The organism is Actinokineospora auranticolor (genome assembly GCF_041897805.1).
Classification (GTDB): Bacteria; Actinomycetota; Actinomycetes; order Mycobacteriales; family Pseudonocardiaceae; genus Actinokineospora; species Actinokineospora auranticolor.
Window position 1 is genome coordinate 5757876 of the sequence record NZ_CP154825.1, and the last position, 25547, is coordinate 5783422.

A 25547-nucleotide genomic window follows, 5' to 3' on the forward strand; every position below is an offset into this window, starting at 1 on the left:
CCTAACCGACCGGCATTGCGCCTAGTCCCACAGGCCGAGGATGTCCCCCAGGAACGCGCGCGCCTCCGGCAGCGTCGTGAACCGCCGACCCTGACGAACGCTCACCGGGACGCCGCGGTCGATCAGCACGGTCGCGTCCGGACGGCGGCAAGCGAACTTCACGAACATCGTCACCACCGGCACGCCGATGGGCACGACCCGGCGCGGCACCCGCGCGTCGGTCGCGTACCCGCTACCGCGGGCGACGCGGTACGCGCCGATCCCGCGCGCGGAGGCGGTGCCGACGTGGTCGAGCAGGTAGGGCTCGGCGAAGGTCGCGGGCAGGCGGTCGGTGTAGCGGTCCGCCGCCGTGCCCTGCACGATCTCGTACAGCTCGACCACCAGCGAGCCCGTGCACGACGGTGGAGACGAAGTCGAACCGGTGGTCGTGGATGTCCTCGCGCTCCCCCAGCGGCTCCGGCCAGTAGTTCATCCGGATCTGGAACGCCGCGTTCGACATGACCAGCACCTTCAGGAACCCGAGCGGGTGCCACTGCGACCGCCGCGCGCACCGGGCGAGCAACCGGTCGTCGGCCACCACCGCCTCGACCATGTCCCGCGCCGCGCCACGCACCGGGCCCTTGATCAGTTCGGTCAACTCGAATGCCCGTGGGAGCGGGTCATCGCCGAGGAACGGCTCGAGGAGGTCGCGCTGCGGGCCAGGGTCGCCTCGGCCGGCCAGGGCAGGGTCCGGGACCGGAAGTAGGAGGCCGTGTGGGCGCGGACGCGCCACTCGCGCGCGGTGGCCGCCTCGGCGCGGATCAACGGCTCGATCTCGCGCGGCTCCACGACGTCGGACTCCGGGACGCGGTCGTCCGCGGGCAGCAACCACACCAGCAGGGCAGCGATGAACGTCCCGGCCACCGTCGCGGCGATCAGCGACTCCAGGATCTGCGCGGTCACGCTCCGCGCCGGTGAGCCCGTACCCGGAACCACCACCTCACCGACCACGAAGAACCTCAGCACGAGCAGGAGCAGGAGCGCAGCGAGCAAACCCGGAAGTACCACCGCCGCAGGTAGCGCGTCTTCGCCGGGTGCGTGACCACTCCCTCACGTCCAACCGACCGGGCGTGTCGCCCTTGGCAGATCGGCGAGTGCGAACCAAGGGTGGATCACGCGGCCACCCCGCGACAGCCCGAAGGCCCCGCACGAGGTGTGCGGGGCCTTCGGGTGACTGCGTGCTAGGAGCTAGCCGACGATCAGACGCCGCCGGAGAGCTTCTCGCGGAGGGCGGCCAGCTGCTCGTCGCTGGCCAGGGTGCCACCGCTCTGGGCGGGCTTGTCGCCGCCGCCGGTGGACGAGTAGTTCTGCTCCCCGCCGCCCGCGGCACCGGCCGCGGCACCCTCGGCCTCGGCGGCCGCGTCGGCCTCCGCTGCCTTGGCGATCTGCTTCATGTGCTGCTCGTAGCGGGTGAGCGCCTCCGCGTACTGGCGCTCCCACTCCTCGCGCTGCTTCTCGAAGCCTTCCTGCCATTCCTGGGTGTCCGGGTCGAAGCCCTCGGGGTAGATGTAGTTCCCCTCGGTGTCGTACTCGGCGGCCATGCCGTACTGGGTCGGGTCGAACTCGGTCTCCGTGGTGAAGCCCTCGTTCGCCTGCTTCAGCGACAGCGAGATCCGGCGCCGGTCGAGGTCGATGTCGATGACCTTGACCATGACGTCGTTGCCGACCTGCACGACCTGCTCCGGGATCTCCACGTGGCGCTCGGCCAGCTCGGAGATGTGGACCAGGCCCTCGATGCCCTCGTCCACCCGGACGAACGCGCCGAACGGAACCAGCTTGGTGACCTTGCCCGGCACGATCTGGCCGATCGCGTGGGTGCGGGCGAACTGGCGCCACGGGTCTTCCTGGGTCGCCTTCAGCGACAGGGAGACGCGCTCGCGCTCCATGTCGACGTCGAGGACCTCGACCGTGACCTCCTGGCCGACCTCGACGACCTCGGAGGGGTGGTCGATGTGCTTCCAGGACAGCTCGGAGACGTGCACCAGGCCGTCGACGCCACCCAGGTCCACGAAGGCACCGAAGTTGACGATGGAGGACACGACGCCCTTGCGGACCTGGCCCTTCTGCAGCTGGTTGAGGAACTCGCTGCGGACCTCGGACTGGGTCTGCTCCAGCCAGGCGCGCCGGGAGAGAACCACGTTGTTGCGGTTCTTGTCCAGCTCTATGATCTTGGCCTCGAGCTCGCGGCCCACGTACGGCTGCAGGTCGCGCACGCGGCGCATCTCGACCAGCGAGGCGGGGAGGAAGCCGCGCAGACCGATGTCCAGGATGAGACCACCCTTGACAACCTCGATGACCGTGCCCTTGACCGGCTCGTCCGACTCCTTGAGTGCCTCGATCGTGCCCCAGGCCCGCTCGTACTGAGCGCGCTTCTTGGACAGGATCAGGCGGCCCTCCTTGTCCTCCTTCTGCAGGACGAGGGCCTCGACCTCGTCACCGACGCTGACCACGTCGGCGGGGTCGACATCGTGCTTGATCGACAGCTCACGCGAGGGGATGACGCCCTCGGTCTTGTAGCCGATGTCGAGCAGGACCTCGTCCCGGTCGACCTTGACGATCGTGCCCTCAACGATGTCACCGTCGTTGAAGTACTTGATCGTCGCGTCGATCGCGGCGAGGAACTCCTCCTCCGTCCCGATGTCGTTGATGGCGACCTGCTGCTTCGGCGCGGTTGCAGCCGGGACAATGGTGGTGTCGGTGGACATTAGGTAGGTGGCTCCGGTACGGATTGGGGGTCGTTGGGTTCAGTTCTCGGGCGCGGCGGGATCGTGTCGCCGACGGACACCCGAACGAACAGGAACCAACACCGCCAACGCCGCGCGGCCCCCGGGCATTCCCGGTGGTCAGAAACCTGGGGCAGCGCGATACCACTGCGCGGATGTATCCTACGCGGCCCCGCGAGAACCGGGCAAACCCGGGGGTACCCTCCCGGCGCCGGGCGCGCCACCGGGGCTGCCAGGATGGTCCGCGTGAGCGACAGCACGAGCGCTGAGCGGGTCCTCGGCGCGGCGGCGGTGGCGCGGGTCGAGGTCGGGTCCCGGGAGTCGGTGGCGGCGAACATCGCCTGGTGGGACGCCGACGCGGACGACTACCACCGCGAGCACGGCGACTTCCTGGGCGTCAGCGACTTCATGTGGTGCCCGGAGGCGCTGCGCGAGGCGGACGCCGGTCTGCTGGGCGAGGTGGCGGGCAAGGACGTCCTCGAGGTGGGCTGCGGGTCGGCGCCGTGCGCGCGCTGGCTGGCCGACCAAGGCGCGCGGGTCGTCGGGCTGGACCTGTCGACCGGGATGCTGCGGTACGCGGCGGCGGCCAACACCGCGACGGGCACGCCCGTGCCGCTGGTGCGGGCGAACGCGGAGCGGCTGCCGTTCGCGTCGGGCTCGTTCGACCTGGCCTGCTCGGCGTTCGGCGCGGTGCCGTTCGTGGCGGACGTCGGCGCGGTGTTCACCGAGGTGGCGCGGGTGCTGCGGCCGGGCGGGACGTGGACGTTCGCGGTGACCCACCCGATGCGCTGGATCTTCCCGGACGACCCGGGCCCGGACGGGCTGGTCGTGACGGGCTCGTACTTCGACCGGACCCCGTACGTGGAGGTCGACGCGGACGGGACTCCCACGTACGTGGAGCACCACCGCACCCTGGGTGACTACGTGCGCGCGCTGTCCACGGCCGGGTTCACCCTGTTCGACCTGGTGGAGCCGGAGTGGCCGGACGGCCACACGCAGGAGTGGGGGCAGTGGAGCCCGTTGCGCGGTGAGCGCTTCCCGGGCACCGCGATCTTCCGCTGCCGCCGGTGACGGGCCCGCTGGTCCGCGCCCAGTCGGCGCGGTTCGCGGAACTGGACCCCCTGCTGCCCGCCGCGGTGGCACCGCCCCCGGGCGAGGTGCTGGCCGCGGCGCTGCCCGACGGCGAGCGGGTCGCGGGCGTGCTGACGCGGTCGGTGCTGGACCCGGGGACGCCGCAGACGCTGTGGTCGGCGGCGGAGGTGTGGGAGCTGCACCCGCTGGTCGGCGCGACGGGCGGGCTGGGTGTGGAGGCCCTGCTGCGGCGGTGGGCGCGGGCCCGCGTGTCGCCGAGCCGGGACTCGGCGTGCCTGGTCCAGTGGCCCAGCCGGGACGCGGAGGCGTCGGCGGCGTTCCTGGCGCACGGGTTCGTACCGCTGGCGGTGCTGGCGGTGCGGACGACCCCGTTCACGGCGGGTGAGGTCGCGGGGACGCACGTGCGCCGTGCGGGGATGGGCGACCTGGACGCGCTGGTCGAGTCGGCGATGGCGGAGGTCGAGTACTCGGCCCTGGTGGGGGGCGCGATCGTGCGCGCGGGTGCGGCGGGCATCAAGCGGGACGCGCTGCGGCGGCACCTGGCCCAGGGCGACCCGGTGTGGCTGGCCGAGCGCGACGGCATCGCGGTGGGGCACGTCGAGGGGTGGCACACGGCGTCGGGCCCGGGGACGTGGGCGGAGACGCGGGTGCGGCACGGGCGGTGGGGGTATGTGAACTGCCTGTCGGTGCTGCCCTCGGCGCGCGGGGGTGGGGTGGGGCGGGCGTTGATGGAGGTGGCGCACGGAGCTCTGCTGGATCGGGGGACGGTGGGGTCTTTCCTCTACTACAACCCGCCGAACCCGCTTTCCCCTGTCTTCTGGGCCCGCCAGGGCTATCGCCCACTGTGGACGGTCTGGGAAATCCGCCCGGCCAGCGCCTTGCGCTGAAGATCACCTCTTCGCGGATCCCCCCGCCCCAGGACGGCCCTGCCCTTCCCTGCCGGTGGCACACGATCCCCGCCACCCACCCGAAGATCGTCTTTCGAAAACACCCCCGCCGCGCGCAGAGCAGGCCGCCGATGAGCAGTTTGAGCTGTCTGGTCGCGGTCACGGCTCTCGGATGGCGCCCGGTGCCGTCCGGTTCCCGCCGGTAAGACCGGATTCGCTCGATCGGGTTGTGGGGATCACTCCATGTCCCGTTGCGGGTCGACCCGAACAGGCGCACTATTTGAACTGACCAGTCAGTTCAAAGGAGGGCGCATGGAGGTCATGGCCGAGCAGGTCGCGGTGACGGGCGCGCACGGGCCGCTGCTGGCGCCGACCTCGCTGCGCGTGCGGGCGGGTGAGGTGGCCGTAGTGGCCGGTGAGCCCAACGACGGCCACACCGCGTTCGGGCTGGCCCTGACCGGCCGGATAACCCCCTCCGGCGGCACCATCTCCCCCACCGCCGCGCACCTGCGTGAGCACGCCGTCCTCGTCGACGCGCCCGCGGTGACCGCGCCTGAGCCGAACCTGCGGGTGGCCGACGTGCTGGCCGAGGAGTTGGCGCTCAGCGGGGCGCGGTTCCGCCGCGTCCGGGTCACCCGGCTCCTCGACGAGCACGGCTTGGCGCCGCGGACCCGGTTCGAGGACGTCGCGCCCGCGGCCCGCATCGCGCTGCTCACCGGGTTGGCCGCCGAGCGGCCCGGCGCCGAGTTGCTGGTCCTCGACACCCCCGACCGGCACACCTCCGACCCCGAGGACTGGCTGCCGACGGCACTCGCGCAGGCCCGCGAGGGTCGCGCGGTCGTCGTGCTGTGCGGCACCGCCACCGCGCTGCGCCTGCCGCTCACCCCGGCCCGGCTCGGCGAGTCGGACCAGCCCGCGCCGCTGGAGTCCGGGCTGTGAGCGCCCGCGCGGAAGCGAAAGCCCACTCCGAAGCCCCGGTCCGCGAGCCGGGCCCCACCGCCCCGTTGGAGTTCCTGCCGTGAGCGTCATCCGCCTCGCCCGCAACGAGCTGCGCCGGGTCAGCTCCGGCACGCTGCCCAAGCTCGCCGTGCTCGCCCTGGTCCTGGTGCCGCTGCTGTACGGCTCCCTCTACCTCTACGCCAACGCCGACCCCTACAACCGGCTCGACAAGATCCCGGCCGCGGTCGTGGTCGGCGACACCGGCGCCACCGAACCCGACGGCAGCAGGCTCGACGCGGGCCAGAAGGTCGCCGACGAGCTGAAGAGCTCCGGCAAGTTCGACTGGCACGAGGTGAGCGCGGTCGACGCGGAGAACGGCGTGCGCGCAGGCGAGTACACCTTCTCCATCACCCTGCCCGCCGACTTCTCGTCGTCCCTGGCGTCGTCCGCGCAGTTCGCGCCGCGCCAGGGGATGATCACCGTGACCACCAACGACGCCAACAACTACCTCGTCGGCACGATCGCCGACCGGGTCGTCGGCGAGGTGCGGCGGTCGGTGGCCAAGGCCGTCGGCGAGCAGGCGGCGGAGAAGTTCCTGGTCGGTTTCGGCACCGTCTACGACCGCACCCGCCAGGCCGCCGACGGCGCCACCAAGCTCGCCGACGGCGCGACGCAGGCCAACACCGGCGCGACCCAGCTGGCGAGCGGGCAGCGGCAGCTGCTCGACGGCGCCACCCGCCTCGCGGACGGCACGGTCGACGCGGCCGCGGGCGCCGGTCAGCTCTCGACGGGTCTGAACACGTTGCGGGACAAGACGAAGGGCCTGCCCGCGCAGACCGCGCAGCTGGCGCAGGGCGCGCGGCAGGTCGCCGACGGCAACGAGCAGGTCGCGGCGACGGCGGAGAAGCTGGCGAGCGCGACGTCCACCATGACCGGCCAGCTGGGCCAGCTCGACACGGGGCTGACCGAGAAGCTGCGCGAGGCGGGGCTGTCGGACCAGGCGGTCAACGACATCATGGCGCGGGTCCGGCAGCTGCGGACGCCGATCGAGCAGGCGAACACGCAGGTCGGCACGGCGGCGGCGCAGTTGCGGACGCTGGCCGACGGTGCCGACAAGGTCGCCGACGGCAACGCCGCGCTGGCCGCCGCGACCCCGGCGCTGGCCGACGGCATCGGCACCGCCGCGGCGGGCGCGAAAGACCTGGCGAGCGGGACGTCGCAGCTGCGGGACGGCGCGGCGACGCTGCGCGACGGCGAGAAGTCGGCCGTGGACGGCGCGGACCAGCTCGCCACCGGCACGAAGACGCTGGCCGACGGGACGGTGCAGCTGCGGGACGGCCTCACCGCCGGTCTCGACCAGATCCCGCACCCGGACGACGCGACCCGCAGCGCCACGGCGCAGACCATCGGCGACCCGGTGGCGGTGCGGACCGTCGGGGAGAACAGCGCGGGCAGCTACGGGGCCGGTCTGGCGCCGTTCTTCCTCGGCCTGGCCCTGTGGATCGGCGCGTTCGTGCTGTTCCTGCTGATCAAGCCGCTGTCCAACCGGGCACTGGCGGCCGGGCACCCGGCGGCGCGCACCGCGCTGGCCGGGTGGCTGACCCCGGCGATGCTGGGCGTGGCGCAGGTGGTGATCATGTTCGCGGCGGTGACCACGCTGATCGGCATCCACCCGGCCCGACCGCTGGCCACCCTCGGGTTCCTGGTGCTGACGTCGCTGACCTTCGTGTCGATCGTGCACGCGCTCAACGCGTTCCTCGGCCCGGTCGGCAAGTTCGTCGCGCTGGTCGTGCTGATCCTGCAGCTGATCAGCGCGGGCGGCACGTTCCCCTGGCAGACGCTGCCGGACGCGCTGATCCCGCTGCACCGGGCGCTGCCGATGGGGTACGTGGTCGACGGGCTGCGGCACCTGCTCTACGGTGGCCCGGCGTCCGGACTGGCCGCGGACATCGGCGTGCTGGCCGCCTACCTGATCGGAGGACTCGTGGTGTCGACGATCGCCGCGCGCAGGCAGCGGGTGTGGACCCCGGCGCGGCTCAAGCCGGAACTGGTGCTGTGACCGGCCGTCCCGCCCGCACCGGCGCCACCCGGCGCAAGCTGTTCGACGCGACCCTGCGCCTGGCGGGCACCCGCGGCATGGTCGGCCTGACGGTGGACGAGATCGCCGCCGAGGCCGGGGTGGCGAAGGGCACGGTGTACTACAACTTCGGCAGCAAGGACGGCCTGATCGACGCCCTGCTCCGCTTCGGGGTCGACCTGCTCGCCGACCACCTGCGGTCCGCCGACGAAGCGGTCGACGCGGCGGACGCCCTCTCCCGCATGGTCGACGGGATGCTCGTCTTCTTCGCCGAGTACCCGACGTTCGCGCAGCTGCTGGTGAGCGAGCTGTGGCGGACCCCGGGCCAGTGGCAACAGACCCTGACCCTGCTGCGGGAACAGGTGACGACGATCATCCGGGCCCAGCTGTCGAGGTTGGCGGACGCCGGGCAGCTGCCGGACGGGGTGCGGGTGACGACGGCGGCGTCGGCGTTGTTCGGGACGGTGTTGGTGGTCGCGCTGGACTGGCAGGTGTTCGCGCCGGAGCAGACGCGTGAAGAGGTTCGGGACGCGGTGCTGGCGTTGGTGCGGGGGCTGCGGTCAGGTGCCGTGCAGGAGGAAAGAAGGCAAGAGGGCGCCGATTGCGCCTATAGGCAGGGCGAGTAGCGCGTAGAGCGGGATGGGTTTGATACGTCGTCGCCAGAGAAATGCGGCCAGCGCGGCGATGGAGGCAACCGCGATGAGGGTGACCGGGGTAGGGGTGACGAGCACGTACCACCACGAGTCTCCCGCGGGCCCGTTGTGCCCCAACAGGTGCCAGGTCGGGGAGACCTCCTGCACCGCGGCGGCGACCACGCCGAACAGCACCCCCACCGCCAACGCGACTGGCGTCCAAGCCGGGGACAGGCGATCGGGCGTGGAGCGCGTCGCGGATCCGTTCTCGTGGAGGGCGGATCAGCTGTACCAACCGGACTCGCACGGCGGGCACGATCGGCGAAAGTCGCCCAGGACCCGGGTTCGGTGAGACTGAACCGGCTGGCACACCCTGGTCCAGCGCCCCGCACGGTGATCGCATCTCCACGTGATGAACGCAAGGGTTTGCCCGGCTGCTTCGGCTTGTCCACGATTGCGGACCTGGGCCGGGCCATTGCGGAGCAGCCAGGGTTCGAGACGTGCCGCGACGGGCGACCACCCGCCCGCAGGACTCGATTCCCGGGCAGCCCACCGGCTCCGTGAAATGGCGGGACACGGAACCCGGGCTGGTGAACCCGACCAGATCGCGGATCTCGGTGACCATCAGGTTTCGCGTGCGCGAGCAGGTCCATGGCCCACTCCACCCGGCGATGGCCGAGGTACGTGTGGTGCCCGCCGAGGCCGCCAAGTTCAGCGGCTCGGCGTGGTGGGCGTCCGTCAGTTCACGTGTGCGCCGTGGGTGGGCAAGGGCCTCGGCACGGCTTACGCGGTGGGACGACCGGCTCCGGGTCGGCGTCCGGGTCGGTCACTTCCAGGTCGGCGGGCCAGTACTTCTCGACGAACTCGTGGAACAGGTCGCCGGGCTCGGCCTCGAAGTAGTCCCAGGGGAAGCCGGTCAGGCGGTCGCGCATGCCGAGCAGGTGCAGCAGGGTGCGCTGTTCGTGACCGGCGAGACCGAAGACGACGGCGAAGTTGTTGTGCGCGGCGATGGCGCGCGGGTGCGGTTTCTCGGCGCGTAACCACTTGTCGGCGGCGCCCTCGACCATGCTCATCGACTTGGTCAGCGCCTCGCGCTGGAAGCGGCGGCGGTCGCGGCCCGCGTCGTGCTCGCGGCCCTCGTACATCAGGAACTCGGCGATGGCCATGGCGACGACGGCGGTGACCGGGTCGCCCGCCGGGGCCTCGTTGGCCGCTTGGTGGGCGAAGCGCAGCATCTCGTCGTGGGAACCGTTCCACTTCTCGCACAGCAGCCACATGCGGGTCTGGTTGGCGGTCCACAGGGTCGGGCAGCGGCGGTGGACCTCGCCCCACAGCTCGTCGTGCTGCTCGCGCTTGATGCCGAGCAGCACGGCCGTCGACATCAGCTCGGCCCACGGGATGGGGTCGTCGGGCAGTGCCTCGGCGGCGCCGTGCAGGAACGGCAGGGCCTTGCCCGCGGTGGCGCGGACCAGCTGGAACCGCTCCTCCCCCACGGTGCTCGCCCAGCCGCCGCCGCGGATGGCGCCCGCTTCCTGGGCGTAGCAGGAGCCCGCCAGCAGGGCCAGTTCCGGGTCGTGGTGCTCGACTGCCAGCTCGGCGATGTCGTCGGCGCGGCCCAGGGGGATCGCGTTGGTGAGCTTGTCCAGGCGGAGGTCGCGGGTCTCGGGGTCGTCGCGTACCTCGGCGAGGACGGTGATGGCGGCGCTGAGGTGGCCGTCGGTGACCTCGGCGATGGCGGCGTCGAGGATCGGGTCTATCCACGCGTGGCCGGTGATGGGCGTCCGTTTCGCGGGCGCGGTCGAGCGACGTCCCCAGAATTTCATGGTGCCAGGTTAGGGCGTGCTGCTTGGTTCCGGCCAGGAGGTCTTGATCGTCCATAGGGGACGTCGTGGGGTGCTGTCGCCTGCGGGTCGAGTTGGGTTTGTCCGGCTGTTCGCGGAAAAGCTGTGGGGCCTCGATTGGGCGAACTTGCTTTGCGCGGGGCCCCTACGAGCCTGCGGTGGGGAAGAGCGGTGGGGATGGGCAAGCCCACCCCACCCGCGGGCGAGCTTGGCAGGCTCGTCCCCCCACGCAAAGCAAGTCCACCCAATCACGGCGAATGGTGGGGGCGAGTCGCGTCAGGTGGGGGGCTGGACTCAAGCGGCGGTTGTGGGGTGGGTGCGGTGTGGCCAGGTCGCGTTGAGGTGGGGCGGGCACGCGGGCGGCGGTTACGGGGTGGGTGCGGAGAGGGTGAGGGAGGGCGGTGAGGTTGGGTCGGTTGGGAAGAGAGTGAGGCAGGGCGGGAGAAGGTGCTGTGGGGCGGCGGTGCTGGATCACGTGGCGGTCAGGTGGTGGAGTGCGGGGAAGAGGGATGTCACGGCGATCGCCCGCCGAGTCGAGGACTGTGCCGGATGAGTTGAGCACGTCGGGACCAGGCAGATGCCGCGACCGCCACCGGCCCGGAGAGGACGAAGTCGGGTGCGGAGAACGAGGCCAGGCGTGGAAACCGCGTGCCCTTCCCCGCCACGTTGGCGCGGAAGGGCGCGCGGCCATCACCTGCCGAGTCGGGGACGGTGTCAGGAGGGAGCGATGCTCAGTGCGCCGCCTGGTTCCAGGACTTGCCGAAGCCGACCGAGACGTCGAGGGGGACGCGGAGGGTGAAGGCGGCGGCCATCTGGGCTCGGACCAGTTCCTCGACCCGTTCCTGTTCGCCTTCGGCTACCTCCAGGACCAGTTCGTCGTGGACCTGGAGCAGGGTTCGGGTGCGGAGGTCGGCCGTGGTCAGTTCGCGGTGGACGTTGAGCATGGCGACCTTGATGATGTCCGCCGCGCTGCCCTGGATGGGGGCGTTGAGCGCCATCCGCTCCGCCATCTCGCGGCGCTGGCGGTTGTCGCTGGTCAGGTCCGGGAGGTAGCGGCGGCGGCCGAACAGGGTCTCGGTGTAGCCGTCCTTGCGGGCTTGGGCGACAACCTCGTGCAGGTAGTCGCGGACGCCGCCGAAGCCCTCGAAGTAGTCGTCCATCAGGGCGCGGGCTTCTTCGGTGGTGATCCGCAGCTGCTGGGACAGGCCGTAGGCGGAGAGGCCGTACGCCAGGCCGTAGTTCATCGCCTTGATCTTGGCGCGCTGCTCCTGGGTGACCGCGGTCGGCGCTACGGAGAAGACGCGGGCGGCGGTGGCGGCGTGGAAGTCGTGGCCCGAGTTGAACGCCTCGATCAGCGCCGCGTCCTCCGACAGGTGGGCCATGATCCGCATCTCGATCTGGCTGTAGTCGGCGGTGAGCAGGTCGACGAAGCCGTCGCCGACGACGAAGGCGTCGCGGATGGTGCGGCCCGCCTCGGTGCGGATCGGGATGTTCTGCAGGTTCGGCTCGGTGGACGAGAGCCTGCCCGTGGCCGCGATGGTCTGGTTGAACGTGGTGTGCACGCGGCCGTCGTCGGACACCGACTTGATCAGGCCCTCGACGGTGACCCGCAGCCGGGTGGCGTCGCGGTGCTCGAGCATGTGCGCCAGGAACGGGTGCTGGGTCTGCTCGAACAGCGTGGTCAGCGCCTCGGCGTCGGTGGTGTAGCCGGTCTTGGTGCGCTTGGTCTTCGGCATCTGGAGCTCGTCGAAGAGCACGACCTGCAGCTGCTTGGGCGAGCCGAGGTTGATCTCCTTGCCGATCACGTCGAACGCCGACCGCTCGGCGTCGCGGACCCGGGTGGCGAAGTCGGACTCCAGCTCGCCCAGCTTCTCGGTGTCCACGGCGATGCCGACGGACTCCACGTCGGCCAGCACGCGCAGCAGCGGCAGCTCCATGTCGACCAGCAGCGCCGCCTGGCCGGTCTCGGTGAGCGCGGTGTCGAGCGCGTCGGCCAGCTCGGCGATCGCGCGGGCGCGCAGGATCTCCCCCGCCGCGAGCTTGCGCTCGTCGTCGCCCTCGTCGTCGAGCAGGGACAGCTGCTGCTCGCCGTCGCCGTCCTCGACGCGCAGCTCGCGCTGGAGGTAGCGCAGGACGAGGTCGTCGAGGTTGAACGTGCGCTGGCCGGGGCGCACCAGGTACGCGGCGAGCGCGGTGTCGGTGGCCAGCCCGCCCAGCTCCCAGCCGCGGTGGCGCAGGGCGTGCAGGGACCGCTTGACGTCGTGCGCGAGCTTGGGCGCGTCCGGGTCGGCCAGCCAGGCGCGGAACGCGGTCTCGTCGGCCTCGGTCAGCGTGGTGACGTCGACGAACACGCCCTCGCCGCCCGCGGTGGCCAGGGCGACCGACCGCAGCTCGACGGCCTGCCCGGACACGCCGGTGGACACGTCGCGGAAGGACAACCCGATGCGGGTGCCCTTCGGCGCGTGCTCGGCCAGCCAGCCGGGCAACTCGCCCTCGGCGACGGCGCCGCCGCTGACCTCGAAGCCCTCCTCGGCCTCGGGCTCGGCGGTGGACAGGGTGGCGAACAGGCGGTCGCGCAGGACCCGGAACTCCAGCTCGTCGAAGAGCCGGTGCACGGCGTCGCGGTCCCAGTCGCGCACGGCCAGGTCGGTCGGCCCGACCGCCAGCGGCACGTCCCGGACCAGCTCGGTGAGCTGCCGGTTGAGCAGCACGTTGGCCAGGTTGGCGCGCAGCGAGTCGCCGACCTTGCCCTTGACCTCGTCGACCCGGTCGACCAGGTCGCCCAGCGAGCCGAACTGCTGGATCCACTTGGTGATCGTCTTCTCGCCGACCCCGGGGACCTTGGGCAGGTTGTCGCTGGGGTCGCCGCGCAGGGCCGCGAAGTCGGGGTACTGGGCCGCGGTGACGCCGTACTTCGCCAGCACCAGCTCGGGGGTGAAGCGGGCCAGCTCGGAGACGCCCTTGACCGGGTAGAGCACGGTGACGTCGTCGGTCACGAGCTGGAGCGCGTCGCGGTCGCCGGTGCAGATGGCGACCTGGAAGCCCGCGGCGGTGGCCTGCGTGGTGAGGGTGGCGATGAGGTCGTCGGCCTCGTAGTTGTCCAGGGCGAGCTTCTGGATGTTGAGCGTGCCCAGCACGTCCTCGATGAGGCTGACCTGCCCCTTGAACTCGTCGGGGCTGGCCGAGCGGTTGGCCTTGTACTCGGCGTACTGCTCGGTGCGGAAGGTCTTGCGGGAGACGTCGAAGCACACCGCCAGGTGCGTGGGGGCCTCGTCGCGCAGCAGGTTGATGAGCATCGAGGTGAAGCCGTAGACCGCGTTGGTGTGCTGGCCGGTGCCGGTCTGGAAGTTCTCCTTCGGCAGCGCGAAGAACGCCCGGTACGCCATGGAGTGGCCGTCGATGAGCAGCAGCCGCGGGGCAGCCCCGTGGTTTGCCGAGGTCGTGGCACGGGTCTCAGTCTTCGCAGGCACGGTCCGAGTCTAGGGTGGGGCACCGACACCGATCGGAGGACCCATGAGCGGGACGGAGCTGGGCGGCCTGCCCGGCGTGCGGAGCGAGTTCGCGGACGAGCTGCTGACGGACAAGCTCGGCATCCTGTTCACCGACTGGGACCCGAAGCGGCTGGTCGCGACCATGCCGGTGGCGGGCAACCGGCAGCCGTACGGCCTGCTGCACGGCGGCGCCAACGCGGCGCTGGCGGAGACCCTGGGGTCGGTGGCGGCGAGCCTGAACGCGCCGGAGGGGAAGCTGGTGGTGGGGCTGGAGCTGTCCTGCACGCACCACCGGGCGGCGCACGCCGGGCTGGTGACGGGGGTGTGCACGCCGCTGCACCTCGGGCGGAGCACGTCGACCTTCGAGATCGTGATCACCGACGAGGACGACCGCCGCACCTGCACCGCCCGCCTGACCTGCGTCGCGGTGAACCGCCCGCCGGGCCAGTAGTCCCGGGAACCCCGCGTTCCGCTGCCGCGGGCAGGTACGGCAGTCCGAACCCGTTCTCCGCTGCGCACCACCGCGCGACCGGTGTGGGGTTCCAGTGGGTGACGGGTGTGGTCCTCGACAGCGGACCGTGGGTGGATCCGCTTCTCCCACGCCCGGTGACCGCCCGACTGAGCGCATCGTCGTCGCGACCGTTTACGTGTCCACTGTGGCCGGATACCGTCGATTCCCAAGCCGGGTCCGGTCCCCATTCGACCTATGTCGGATACCAGCGCACAGGGACGGTGGAGCACGATGGCTAACAACGTGGCGGTCGACGGCAACGGGTACATGTGGTTCTTCTCGATCGGGGCGGACGGCCTGCCCTGGTACGCCCACCAGAGCCTGCCCGGCGGGCGGTTCAACGGGAGCTGGCACTGGCTCAGCCGCAACCGCACCTCGTTCACCAGCCTGGTCGCGGCCGCCAACGCCGATGGCAGGCTGGAGGTCTTCGGCGTCTCCGGGGACCAGCTGATGCACACCTACCAGGTCTGCGTCGGCGACGCGTTCAGCCCGCTGTCCCGGCTCGGTGACGACATCCAGGGGCGGCAGGACGCGATCCTCGACGGCAACGGGCACCTCCAGGTCGTCACCTGCACCGCCGCCGGTGTCTGCCAGGTCATCCACCAGGACCCCGACAGCGCGACCGGCACCGGTTGGACGGACTGGATCCCGCTGAACCCCGCCAACCCCATCGCGGGCATGACCGACCCGAAGATCTCCACCAACCAGAACGGCTGCCTGCAGGTCTTCGTCGTCGACCAGGCGCGCGGCCGGATCATGACCAGCAGGCAGAGCGCGCCGGGCAGCGACACGTGGACGGCGCTGGTCCAGCTGCCCGGTTTGGACACCGCGGTGCTCGGCGACCTCGCGGTGGCGGTCAACAACGGCAACCTGGCCACCGAGAACCAGTGGATGGAGCTGTTCTACCGGGGCGTCGACGGCCAGGTGAACCACATCCAGCAGGACGGCCCGAACTCCGAGGCCTGGTCGAGCGGGTACGGCATGGGCATCGTCCTGCCGACGGTGCCCGACACCGCCAACCTCCCCGACGGCAAGATCCAGCTCCTCGCGGTCTCGGCGGGCACCATCCACGCGAACCGGCAGTTCGGCTGCGGGTGCGACGGCTGGGTGGGCTGGCGGGCCTTCGACCCGCAACTGCCCGAGTCCAGCCCCGCCCTGGGAGCCGCGCACCTGGCCGTGAACGACGACGGGCGCCTGCAGGCCTTCGCGTTCTGCGACGACCTCCTCAACGCCACCCTCGCGCAGACGCCCCTCGACGGCGACTGGGGCTCGTCCTGGCACGGGTTCGGCATGGGCTGGGGCTACGACGCGACCGGCACCCTCATCCGGCTCCGCGAAGAGGTCACCCACTGACGACCGATGGGCCGCTCCCCTGCCGGGGGGCGGCCCATCGTGGTGGAAACGGTTACGCGTCGCCGAGGTAGGCGGCGCGCACTCGTGGCATCACGCGTCGCCGAGGTAGGCGGCGCGCACTCGTTCGTCGGCCAGCAGGTCGTGGCCGGGGCCCTCCAGGGTGGTGCGGCCCAGGTCGATCACGTAGCCGCGGTCGGACAGCGCCAGCGCGGCCAGCGCGTTCTGCTCGACCAGCAGGATCGTGGTTCCCTGGGACTGCAACTCCTTGATGGTGTCGAAGATCCGCTGCGTCATGATCGGTGACAGGCCCATCGACGGCTCGTCGAGCATCAGCAGGCGCGGCTTGGACATCATCGCCCGGCCGATCGCCAGCATCTGCTGCTCACCGCCGGAGAACAGGCCCGCCTTCTGGTTGCGCCGCTCGCCGAGGACCGGGAACAGCTCGTAGACCCGCTCCATGTCGGCCGCGACCCCCGCGTCCTTGCGGACGTAGGCGCCCAGCTGCAGGTTCTCGGCCACCGTCATGCGGCCGAAGAGCCTGCGGCCCTCGGGGCAGTGCGCGACGCCCAGCTCCAGGATGGTGTGCGCGGCCAGCGACTCGATGGGCTTGCCCTCGAACCGGATCGCACCGGTCAGCGGGCGCAGCAGCCCGGAGATCGTGCGCAGCGTCGTGGTCTTGCCCGCGCCGTTGCTGCCGATCAGGCTGACGATCTGGCCCTCGCCGACGGCGAACGAGATGTCGCGGACAGCCTCGATGGCGCCGTAGGCGACGCTGAGGTTCTCCACCTCCAGCAGAGCGGTCACCGCTTGTCTCCCTCGCTGCCGCCGTCCAACTCGATAACCTGGGTGTGGTCCGCGGTCTCGTCGGCGTAGTGGCGGACCTCGGCCTCCACCTCGTCCGGCGGCTTGCCCAGGTACGCCTCGATGACCCGGGGGTCGCCGCGCACCACGTCGGGCGTGCCCTCGACCAGCAGCTTGCCCTGCACCAGGACCGAGACGTGGTCGCACAACGAGAAGATGAACTTCGTGTCGTGCTCGATGACCACCACGGCCACCCCGGTCTCCCGGATGGCGAAGATGAGCTGCCGGGTCGCCTCGGTCTCCTGCGGGTTCATGCCCGCGGTCGGCTCGTCGAGCAGCAGCACCGACGGGTCGGTGGCCAGCGCCCGGGCGATCTCCAGCCTGCGCTGGTCGCCGTAGGGCAGGTTGCGGGACAGCTCGTCGTGCACGCGACCGAGGCCGACGAACTCCAGCAGCTCCAGGGACCGGTCGCGGGCCGCCTGCTCGCCGCGCCGGTAGGCGGGGCCGTGGAACAGCGAGGCGAGCGGGCCCTGCTTCATCCGCGAGTGCCGTCCCACCACGACGTTCTCCAGCGCGGTCATGCTGGGGAACAGCCGGATGTTCTGGAACGTGCGGGCCACACCGGCCACGGTGACCGCGGCCGGGTCGCTGGGCAGCCGGGTGCCGCGCAGCGTGACCGTGCCCCGGGTCGGGGTGTAGAGACCGGTGAGGCAGTTGAAGAAGGTCGTCTTACCGGCGCCGTTGGGTCCGATCAGGCCGAGGATCTGCCCCTCGTCGAGGGTCAGGTTGACCTCGGAGAGCGCGGTGAGGCCGCCGAAGACCATCGAGACGTCGCGCGCGGCGAGCACGGGGGTACCGGTCATCGGGTCACCGCCGCGCCGCCGCCGGGGGTGCTGTCAGCCACGTTGTGCTCCTGGGAGGGGGCTTCGACGACGCCTTCGTCGGCCAGTTCGGCCCGTCGGTGCCGGTCGGGGATCAGGCCCTGCGGCCGGAACCTCATGATGAGCACCAGCGCCAGGCCGAACAGGAACAACCGCAGGTCCTGGAAGTCGCGCAGCTTCTCCGGCAGCACGATCAGCAGCGCGGAGCCGAGCACCGCGCCGGGGATCGAGGCCATGCCGCCGAGGATGACCGCCGCGAGCAGCGTCACCGACTCGATGAACTGGAAGCTGTCGTAGGCCACCGTGGACGTCTTGTGCGCGAACACCGCGCCCGCCAGACCGGCCAGCGTGGCGCCGATGAGGAAGGCGAGGATCTTGGCCTGGCCGGTCTTGATGCCCATGGCCCGCGCGGCGTCCTCGTCCTCGCGGATGGCGATCCAGGCGCGGCCGATGCGCGAGTCCTTCAGGTTGGCGAAGACCAGCATGACGACCGCGACCAGCACCACGACGAGGATGTAGTACAGCACGCCGGAGGGCAGTTTCACGCCGCCGATCTCCAGCGGTGCGCTGAAGGACTGGCCGAACGCGGAGATCGGCGGGATGTCTGGGATGGCGTTGGCGCCACCGGTGAGCCCCCCGATGTCGTTCTGCGCCGCCTTGCGGAAGATCTCACCGAAGGCCAGCGTCACGATAGCCAGGTAGTCGCCGCGCACCCGCAGGGTCGGGGAGCCGACGATGGCGCCGAAGACGCCCGCCACCACCGCCGCGACGATCGCGGCGGCGAGGAACGGCAGCTTGATGCCGAACGCGGCGGCCGAGGCCTCGGAGAAGTTCGCCGCGACGTACGCGCCGATGCCGAGGAAGGCGATGTAGCCGAGGTCGAGCAGGCCCGCGAGGCCGACGACGATGTTGAGGCCGATGGCGGTCGCCGCGTAGACGCCGATGTTGACCGCGATCGTCATCCAGTAGTCGGTGCCCGCCTCGGTGAACGGCAGCGCGATGGAGCAGCCGAGCAGCACCACGACGCTCCACAGCCGGTGCTTGTCGGAGACGTCGGTCAGCCACTTGGTGAAGCCGAGTCCGTTGAGCGCCAGGATGACGCCGCTGATGAAGAACAGCAGCGAGAGGAAGATCGGGCCCGCGTAGGCGCGCGAGTCGCCGTCGGCGGTGGTGCCCGCGCGCAGCAGCATGGCGACCACCAGCAGCAGCGCGATGAACGCCAGCAGCAGGACCGGGTAGGCCACCGCGCGGGAGACCTTGCTGTTCCACAGCGGGACCTGCTCCAGCGGTCCGGACCGGTGCGCGAACCACACCACCGCGGCCGCGACCAGCCCGACCAGGCCACCGAAGGCGACCACACCGTCCGCGGCGGTGGCCGCACCGATGCCACCGCCGTAGTAGATGATGAAGCCGGTGTTGAACAGCGTGATGCCGAACAGCGCCAGGCCGATGGCGCGGTAGACGCGCCGCTTGGCGGGGATCGGGACGAACGCCAGGACGATCGAGGCGAGGCCGAGCAGCAGGATGAAGCCGCGGAAGCCCGTCACCCCCCAGGGTTCGTCGAAGAACTGCAGCGTCGACAGCTCGGGGTAGACGCCGTCGTTGAGTTCGAAGGTGACCCACGGCAGCAGCGCCGAGAGCAGCGCGAGGACACCGCCGAGCAGTGCCAGCGGGCGCAGGTACGCGGGGCGGTCGGCCAGGTAGGCGGTGCCCCGGCGCTCCCCGAGCCTGCAGAGCCAGATGACCAGGATGATCCCGGCGATGATCAACAGGGCTTGGCCGAGCCACGCCCATCCAGGTGGGATGTTCACGCTCGCACCCTTTCCGGCTCGCCGAACAAGCCCTGCGGGCGGAACACCAGGACCAGGATCAGCAGGACGAAGATCCACACCAGGTCGTAGGCGGTGCCACCGGGCAGGTACTGGCCACCGACGGTCTTGATGACGCCGATGATGAAGCCGCCGATGACGGCGCCCTTGATGCTGCCGACGCCGCCGAGCACCGCGGCGGTGAAGGCGAAGATGCCGGTGAGGAAGCCCGCGTCGGTGTCGACGTTGTTGAGGTGGACGCCGTACAGCACGCCCGCGACACCGGCGAGCGCGCCGCCGATGACGAAGGTCAGCACGATGGTGCGGTTGGGGTCGACGCCCATCAGCCGCGCGGTGTCCGGGTCCTGCGCGGTGGCGCGCATCGCGCGGCCCATGCGGGACCGGGAGATGTAGACCTGCAGCAGGACAGCGCCGACGATGGCGACCACGATGACCAGCAGCCCGGTCGAGCCGATGACCACGGTCCCGCCGGGCACCTTGAAGGTGATCGGCTCGTCCCAGAACGCCCGCGGCACGTGCACCGCGGCGGTCGCGCCGGGGAAGGAGAGCCGCACGATTTCCTTGAGCATCACCGAAACGCCCAGCGCCGTGATCAACGGCGCCAGTCGCGGGGCGTTGCGCAACGGCCGGTAGGCGAAGCGCTCCATGAGCACCGCGAGCACGACGGCGACGACCACGGCTCCCACGAGCATGGCCAGCAGCGCGAGCGGCCAGGTCTGCTGCCAGCTCTCGGGGATGAACCAATTGTAGGTGGCGAGCGCGCCGAACACGCTCACCATGAACACCTCGCCGTGCGCGAAGTTGATCAACTGGATGATGCCGTACACCATCGTGTAGCCGAGTGCGATGAGCGCGATCTGCCCACCGAGCACCAGGCCGCTTATGAGCTGCTGTAGCAGCGTGGCCACATCTGCCTCCAAGAGCAGCGGGGGCGGCCGTGATGCCCGCCCCCGCCACGTCCGATCAGTCGGGACTAGTCGATCCGGCTCAGCCGCCGAAGGTGCCGGTCTCGTCCGGGTTCCACTTGCCGCCGGACACCTTGTAGACGGTCATCAGCTTGTTGGTGCTGTCGCCGTACTGGTCGAACTTGAGCTCACCGGTGGCACCCGGCGCGGAGAAGGACCCGACGTTGGTGATCAGGGCCGCGCGCTGGCTCTCGCTCCAGTCGCCGCTCTTCACCGTCTGCGCGAGGGCGCCGATGATGACGTTGGCGGCGTCGTAGGAGAAGGCGCCGTACGCACCGAGCTCGTCCTTGTACTTCTTGGCCTTGTACGCGTCGACGAACGCCTTCGCGGTGTCGAGGCTGTCGACGGGGGCGCCGACCGAGGTGGCCAGGTCACCCTCCTTGCCGCCGAGCTCGATGAACTTCGGGTCGTAGACGCCGTCGCCGCCCATCACCGGGACGTTGAGGCCCAGGTCCTTGGCCTGCTTGGACAGCGGGCCCGCCTGCGGGTACTCGCCGCCGTAGTAGATGGCGTCCGGGTTGGCGCCGCGGACGGCGTTGATGACGGTGGAGAAGTCGGTGTCCTTCTCGCCGACCTTCTCGGTGGCGACGATCTTCGCGCCGTCCTTCTCGGCCTGCTTCTTGAACTCCGAGGCCAGGCCCTCACCGTAGGTCTTGCCGTCGGTGATGATGGCGATGCTCTTCTTGCCCGCCTTGCCCACGAGGTACTTGGCCGCGAACGGGCCCTGCACGTCGTCGGTGGCGCAGACGCGGAAGTAGTTGTCGTACTTGCGCTTCGGGTTGTTCAGGAAGTCGTCGCCGCGGGTGAGCGACGGGCTGGTGTTCGCGGGCGACACCTGCACGATCTTCTTGGCCTGCAGCACCGGCTGCACGCTCTGCGCGACCGACGAGTTCAGGGTGCCGATGACGCCGATGACCTTGGCGTTGGAGGAGAGCCGGGTCGCGGCCTGCGCTCCGACCTGCGGAGTCGCCTGGTCGTCCTCGGTCTGGACCTTGAGCTTGTAGCCCGGCACGGCGCACTTCTCGTTGGCCTGCTCGACCGCGAGCTCCGCCGAGTTGCGGATGCCGAGACCGAGCGCGGACAGACCACCGGACTGCGGCGCGATGACGCCGATGACAAGGGTGTCCTTGCTCTGGTCGCAACCCTGCTGGGTGTTGCTGCTGTTGTTACCCCCGCTGGAGCCCGACTCCGTCTTGTTCGTGCCACAGGCTGCGAGCAACAACGCGCTGGCGACCAGCACCGCGGCCTTCACCGTCTGGTTACGCACGTGATGTCCCTTCTCCGCTTTCGTCCGGACAATGCGTGTAAGCATGCCGAACCCCGCCCTCATACCTGTTGGAGGGTTGCGCCGGAACGTAGTGACCGATTGCGACGTAGTCACGTGCCTGGGCTCCTCGTGACCAGACTGCAACGAAAGGGCGCGGTGGTGTCCGCAGTCCGGACATCCGGTACCTGATCGGGATTACCGGGCGGCGTCTCAAGTTCACAACAACGGGTTACGGTGGGTCACGCCGGGCCGTAGGGTTTTCCCGGTGCGGGTTCGCAAACGGGCGCTGGCCTGGGGATCGTGCGTGCTCCTGATCGGTGTGGCGGTCGTGCTGCTCCGCGCTCCCGATGACTCTCCGCGTCCAGGCGAGGAGTCACCTCACCCGGCGCCTCCTCCGGAACGGGTGAACAGGTATGCGGCGGATGACGTTGTGCTCCCGGAGAAAGGACCGCCGCCGGATACTCCGCGCGACATTAGGGCCCGACCGGCGCCCGGCAGGCTCGTCGTCACGTGGAACGCGAGCGAACGGGCTACCGGATACCGGATCCGGTGGGCCGATCGGACCAGACTGGTCGCCACCCCGGACACCCAACTGGACGATTTGCGCGACGGCGAACAGTACCGGGTCGAGGTGCGCGCGGTGGACGCGTACGGCCAGGTGTCGGAACCCGGTCGGGCCGTCGGCACCCCCGGCCCCGAGCCGCGGTGGCAGGACGGCCTGACCGGCCTGCTCGACGAGTTCCCCGACGACCGCACCCTGCTCGCCGACCGCCCGGGCTCGCGCTGGCACCTGTCCGGCTACCGGGGCTGCGTGGGCCTGGGCAGAAGCGTCGAGGGGGAAGTGGGGCTGCCGATCGACCTGGGCTGCGGCGCCGACGAGGCCGTCCTGCGGGCACGCGCTCCCCTGCGCCTGGGCCCCGACGGCGTCCTGGGGCGCTTCGCGGTCCTGACCGACGCTGCGGGCCCGGGCGGGCGGCTGACGATGGACCTGGTGCCGGGCCCGGCGGACCGGATCGGGTCGGGGCGGCGGGACGACCCGGCGCTGCTGCCCGCGGGGACCGTGCGCACGGTGGTGGACGACGTCGGGGCGCGGGTGGTGGCGGGGTCGGGGCTGGACGTGCTGCCGGGGGCGCCGTCGGGGGTGCGGCCGGGTCCGCGCGGGGCGGGGGCGCTGCACCTGGTGGAGGTGCTCGTGACGACCGGCGGGGTGCGGGTGCGCCAGGACGGGGTGGAGGTGGCGTCGGCGCCGGTGGTGCCCCGGTGGCGGGAGGCGTACGCGCTTGTCGGGATACACGCGCCCCCGGGGCGGCGGGCGCGGGTGCACGTGGCGGGGGCGGGGTTCAGCGGCGCGGCGTCGGCGGACCCGCGGGTGCTGGAGACGCCGGTGAACCTGTCGACGAGGCAGGTCCTGGACCCGGCGGCGGAGGCGCCGTCGGTCGGGACCGTCCGGCGGCCGCTGGCGACGGCCGAGAGCGCCCGGTTCGTGGTGACGATGGTGATGTCGGCGGGGATGGACGTGGCGGGCGCCCGGGTGCAGGTGGGGACGTGGACGCTGCCCGCCCGGCAGGCGGTGCCGGGGCCGCCGCCCGCACCGGGCGCGGCGGTGACGGTGGTGGCGGACGTACCGCCGGAGTTGCTGGGTCCTTCCGGTCCGGATCCCTTGACCCCCTTGGTGGTCCGCGCGCCGGGTGCGGGTGAGGGGGCGCTGGTCCAGGAGAGCTACCTGGAGGTCGTCCCGATCCCCGCGGCCCCGACCCCCATGACCACAACGCAACCCGCCCGGACGGACCGCCCCCGCGCCACCACGGACGCGATGCCCACGGCCACCGTGACCCTGGGCGATTCGGTGGGGCGACCGTTACCCACAACGACGGTCACCCCACAGGGCCGTCTGCTACTTCTGGTGACCCTCAACGGATCCACGGCGCAGTGGGACACGGGTGGGTTGGAGGGGGTGCAGGGTTTCCAACTGTGGCTGGACGGCCGCCTGGCCGCGTCGCTGCCGACGTCGACCGCCACCGGGGCGCCTGGCGGCACCTACCCCATCCCGGTCGGGCTGACCGGACGCGCTAGAGGCGAACACACCGTGGAAGTGCGCGTTGTGGGGACGACGGGCACGACCTCGTCCACCCTCACCCACTTCACCACGGAGTAGCACTCCCCCGTCGGCGCCGGCCCGTGTCGCCGTCGGTCGACCCGCCCCGGCGGCGCACCGGGTGTTCGAGGTGCCGGGCACTGGCGCGCGACGCGTTCGAGAACGAACCCGCTGTGGTCAAACGACTCTTGTCACGGCTGACCGGTCCGCCAACCCATTCCGGTGTCACCGCTCATCAACCGCACCGCGAGCCGATCCGCCCTGCGCGCTCCACAGGCGGGTATGCCCGCACGACGCGCAGGGCCACGTGGTCTCCGGTCGACGCCGATCCGCGACCGAACCACCCGGTGCCCACAAGCCGGCCCGCGACACCGCCGACCAACCGCTCTCGAGAACCGTTCCTACCCGCCGGGAGCCACACGGCTCCACATCACCCACTCAGGTGATGTTCTCCACGACCGCCTCGGCCACGGCCTTCATCGTCGTCCGCCGGTCCATCGCCGTCCGCTGGATCCAGCGGAACGCCTCGGGCTCGGACAGCCCCTGCTTGGTCATCAGCAGCCCCTTGGCCCGCTCGATGACCTTGCGCGTCTCCAACCGCTCGGTCAGCCCGGCCACCTCGTTCTCCAGGGCCTGCAACTCCGAGAACCGGCTCACCGCCAACTCGATGGCGGGCACCAGGTCGTGCTTCGCGAACGGCTTGACCAGGTAGGCCATCGCCCCGGCGTCGCGCGCCCGCTCCACCAGTTCCCGCTGCGAGAACGCCGTCAGCATCACCACCGGCGCGATCCGCTCCCCCGCGATCATCGTCGCCGCGTCGATGCCGTCCATTTTGGGCATCTTGACGTCCAGGATCACCAGATCGGGCCGCAACTCCCCGGCCAGCCGAACGGCCTCCTCGCCGTCCCCGGCCTCCCCGGCGACCTCGTACCCCTCTTCCCGCAACATCTCGACCAGGTCGAGCCTGATCAACGCCTCGTCCTCAGCCACAAGCACACGCCGCGGGGTGGGCCGGGCCTCGGCAGCCGTACCGGTCACCGGGGTCCTCCTGTCAGTAGCCTGCGAAAACGGAGCCTGAAGCCTACCGCCGCCCCGCCCACCCCCACCTCCCCGACGCGCGTGATCGCGCTGACACCCCACCTCCGAACACACCCGACCACCTGATCGCGTACAGTTGCGCCCCGACGCCCCTGTAGCCCAACCGGCAGAGGCAACGGACTCAAAACCCGTCCAGTGTGCGTTCGAATCGCACCAGGGGCACGTCTCACCACCGCCAAGATCGGCCCATGACCTGCGGAAGCACGGTCGTGGGCCGATCTTGTACGGCACTCTCCGCCCGACGGCACCGACCTGCCCGGTTGGGCGCAACGGGCTCGTACTCGTTGATCCAGGCGCCGAGGACCGGCTGGCGACGAAGTGGACGGTGTCGGACTCGGTGGTGGCGGATCAGGGGTGTTGGCACGGGAAGGCGGCCAGTTCGCCTGCGTGGGAGACACCTCCGGTGCGGCACGCTCCGCGCGATCGCTCGGCCACGAGGTGCGCTGGTGGCGTTGGCACACTGGATCACATGACAGGGTTGACCGCCGCGCTCGTGGTCGAGGGTCGCGTCCCGCGGGCCCCTGCTCTCGCGCCGAACGGGCGCCTGCTCTGCTACGTCCTCGCTCCCACCGGTCGAATGGGCGACCACCTCGACACCGCGCTCTGGCTGGCCGACGTCGAGGGCGGCGGTGTGTGCAGACGGGTGACCGCCGACAGCGCGACGGAGTCCCGCGCCCGTTGGTCGGTGGACTCGCGTGCGTTGTATTTCCTGTCCGACCGCGCTGAGCGGGGCACTCCGCAGTTGCACCGCCTTGGTCTCGGCGATGGCGTGGTGGTCGCGGTGACCGGTTGGCGCGCGGGCATCATCGACCACCTGCCGCTGGCCGACCCCGACCTGGTCGCTCTGCTCGCCGAAGACGAGCCCACCGAGCGGGAGTCGCGCCGCGTCCGGGACCGCGACGACGCCATTGTCGTCGGTGAGCGTGAACCGCGGGCCCGGTTGCGGCTGCTCGACTCGCGTACCGGCCGGGTCGACACCCCGAGCGGGTTCGGTGACCGGCACGTCGTGGCACTGCGGCAGCGGCC

At 71.1% G+C, this 25547-nt stretch carries 19 protein-coding genes and 1 tRNA gene; 9 read left to right on the plus strand and 11 right to left on the minus strand.

What is annotated here, in order from left to right; translation table 11 throughout:
• Positions 1 to 21: 21 nt before the first annotated feature.
• The 3 genes from V5P93_RS25105 to rpsA all read right to left on the minus strand — a co-directional run bounded on the left by V5P93_RS25105 (position 22) and on the right by rpsA (position 2744).
• Entirely contained in the window at positions 22 to 381 is a 360-nt protein-coding gene (locus V5P93_RS25105; protein WP_104480962.1) for a hypothetical protein, read from the minus strand.
• A 252-nt stretch (positions 382 to 633) separates the two neighbouring features.
• The gene (locus V5P93_RS25110) at positions 634 to 1032 is read right to left on the minus strand and encodes a hypothetical protein (RefSeq protein ID WP_104480963.1); all 399 of its coding nucleotides are present in this window, start codon (positions 1030 to 1032) and stop codon (positions 634 to 636) included.
• 206 nt (positions 1033 to 1238) lie between these two features.
• Positions 1239 to 2744 carry a 30S ribosomal protein S1 gene (gene rpsA / locus V5P93_RS25115; protein ID WP_104480964.1) on the minus strand — a complete coding sequence of 502 codons (1506 nt, stop codon included), beginning with the start codon at positions 2742 to 2744 and terminating at the stop codon, positions 1239 to 1241.
• Positions 2745 to 2999: 255 nt separating this feature from the next.
• Here rpsA and V5P93_RS25120 point away from each other — a divergent pair, with 255 nt between their 5' ends.
• The 5 genes from V5P93_RS25120 to V5P93_RS25140 all read left to right on the plus strand — a co-directional run bounded on the left by V5P93_RS25120 (position 3000) and on the right by V5P93_RS25140 (position 8383).
• Complete coding sequence (locus V5P93_RS25120) at positions 3000 to 3833, plus strand: class I SAM-dependent methyltransferase (protein WP_104480965.1); 834 nt, start codon at positions 3000 to 3002, stop codon at positions 3831 to 3833.
• On the plus strand, positions 3830 to 4741 hold the full coding sequence (locus tag V5P93_RS25125) for a GNAT family N-acetyltransferase (RefSeq protein WP_104480966.1): 912 nt from the start codon (positions 3830 to 3832) through the stop codon (positions 4739 to 4741). Before V5P93_RS25120 ends, V5P93_RS25125 begins: the two co-directional genes overlap by 4 nt.
• A gap of 312 nt (positions 4742 to 5053) precedes the next feature.
• Positions 5054 to 5680, plus strand: coding sequence for a hypothetical protein (locus V5P93_RS25130; protein WP_104480967.1), 627 nt, complete (start codon positions 5054 to 5056; stop codon positions 5678 to 5680).
• A 79-nt stretch (positions 5681 to 5759) separates the two neighbouring features.
• A complete protein-coding gene (locus tag V5P93_RS25135; RefSeq protein ID WP_104480968.1) occupies positions 5760 to 7739 on the plus strand; it encodes a YhgE/Pip domain-containing protein in 1980 nt (659 codons plus the stop codon).
• On the plus strand, positions 7736 to 8383 hold the full coding sequence (locus V5P93_RS25140) for a TetR/AcrR family transcriptional regulator (RefSeq protein WP_245931480.1): 648 nt from the start codon (positions 7736 to 7738) through the stop codon (positions 8381 to 8383). Before V5P93_RS25135 ends, V5P93_RS25140 begins: the two co-directional genes overlap by 4 nt.
• Positions 8384 to 9132: 749 nt before the next feature.
• On the opposite strand, the gene V5P93_RS25145 is transcribed toward V5P93_RS25140, so the two are convergent.
• The gene (locus V5P93_RS25145) at positions 9133 to 10212 is read right to left on the minus strand and encodes a hypothetical protein (protein WP_104480971.1); all 1080 of its coding nucleotides are present in this window, start codon (positions 10210 to 10212) and stop codon (positions 9133 to 9135) included.
• A gap of 749 nt (positions 10213 to 10961) precedes the next feature.
• Complete coding sequence (gene polA, locus V5P93_RS25150; RefSeq protein ID WP_181043662.1) at positions 10962 to 13700, minus strand: DNA polymerase I; 2739 nt, start codon at positions 13698 to 13700, stop codon at positions 10962 to 10964.
• 43 nt (positions 13701 to 13743) lie between these two features.
• Here polA and V5P93_RS25155 point away from each other — a divergent pair, with 43 nt between their 5' ends.
• Positions 13744 to 14172, plus strand: a complete 429-nt coding sequence (locus V5P93_RS25155) for a hotdog fold thioesterase (RefSeq protein WP_104480972.1) — start codon at positions 13744 to 13746, stop codon at positions 14170 to 14172.
• Positions 14173 to 14463: 291 nt separating this feature from the next.
• Positions 14464 to 15585 carry a hypothetical protein gene (locus V5P93_RS25160; protein ID WP_146108177.1) on the plus strand — a complete coding sequence of 374 codons (1122 nt, stop codon included), beginning with the start codon at positions 14464 to 14466 and terminating at the stop codon, positions 15583 to 15585.
• Positions 15586 to 15675: 90 nt separating this feature from the next.
• On the opposite strand, the gene V5P93_RS25165 is transcribed toward V5P93_RS25160, so the two are convergent.
• The 5 genes from V5P93_RS25165 to V5P93_RS25185 form a co-directional block, all read right to left on the minus strand.
• Positions 15676 to 16389 (minus strand): ABC transporter ATP-binding protein, encoded by a 714-nt coding sequence (locus tag V5P93_RS25165; protein ID WP_104480974.1) that lies wholly within the window; start codon positions 16387 to 16389, stop codon positions 15676 to 15678.
• Entirely contained in the window at positions 16386 to 17249 is an 864-nt protein-coding gene (locus V5P93_RS25170; protein WP_104480975.1) for an ABC transporter ATP-binding protein, read from the minus strand. Before V5P93_RS25170 ends, V5P93_RS25165 begins: the two co-directional genes overlap by 4 nt.
• Positions 17246 to 19078 carry a branched-chain amino acid ABC transporter permease gene (locus V5P93_RS25175; RefSeq protein WP_146108178.1) on the minus strand — a complete coding sequence of 611 codons (1833 nt, stop codon included), beginning with the start codon at positions 19076 to 19078 and terminating at the stop codon, positions 17246 to 17248. The genes V5P93_RS25170 and V5P93_RS25175 overlap by 4 nt, the downstream gene beginning before the upstream one ends.
• Positions 19075 to 20004: a branched-chain amino acid ABC transporter permease gene (locus V5P93_RS25180; protein ID WP_104480977.1), complete on the minus strand. Its 930-nt coding sequence runs from the start codon at positions 20002 to 20004 to the stop codon at positions 19075 to 19077. Before V5P93_RS25180 ends, V5P93_RS25175 begins: the two co-directional genes overlap by 4 nt.
• Positions 20005 to 20083: 79 nt before the next feature.
• Positions 20084 to 21328 (minus strand): branched-chain amino acid ABC transporter substrate-binding protein, encoded by a 1245-nt coding sequence (locus V5P93_RS25185; RefSeq protein ID WP_245931482.1) that lies wholly within the window; start codon positions 21326 to 21328, stop codon positions 20084 to 20086.
• 430 nt (positions 21329 to 21758) lie between these two features.
• Here V5P93_RS25185 and V5P93_RS25190 point away from each other — a divergent pair, with 430 nt between their 5' ends.
• Positions 21759 to 23483 (plus strand): fibronectin type III domain-containing protein, encoded by a 1725-nt coding sequence (locus tag V5P93_RS25190; protein ID WP_374065077.1) that lies wholly within the window; start codon positions 21759 to 21761, stop codon positions 23481 to 23483.
• 378 nt (positions 23484 to 23861) lie between these two features.
• Here V5P93_RS25190 and V5P93_RS25195 read toward each other — a convergent pair whose 3' ends face one another.
• Positions 23862 to 24461 (minus strand): ANTAR domain-containing response regulator, encoded by a 600-nt coding sequence (locus tag V5P93_RS25195; RefSeq protein ID WP_104480980.1) that lies wholly within the window; start codon positions 24459 to 24461, stop codon positions 23862 to 23864.
• A gap of 148 nt (positions 24462 to 24609) precedes the next feature.
• Between V5P93_RS25195 and V5P93_RS25200 the strand changes: the two genes are divergently transcribed.
• Positions 24610 to 24683: transfer RNA gene (locus tag V5P93_RS25200), tRNA-Leu, on the plus strand.
• Positions 24684 to 25547: the final 864 nt, after the last annotated feature.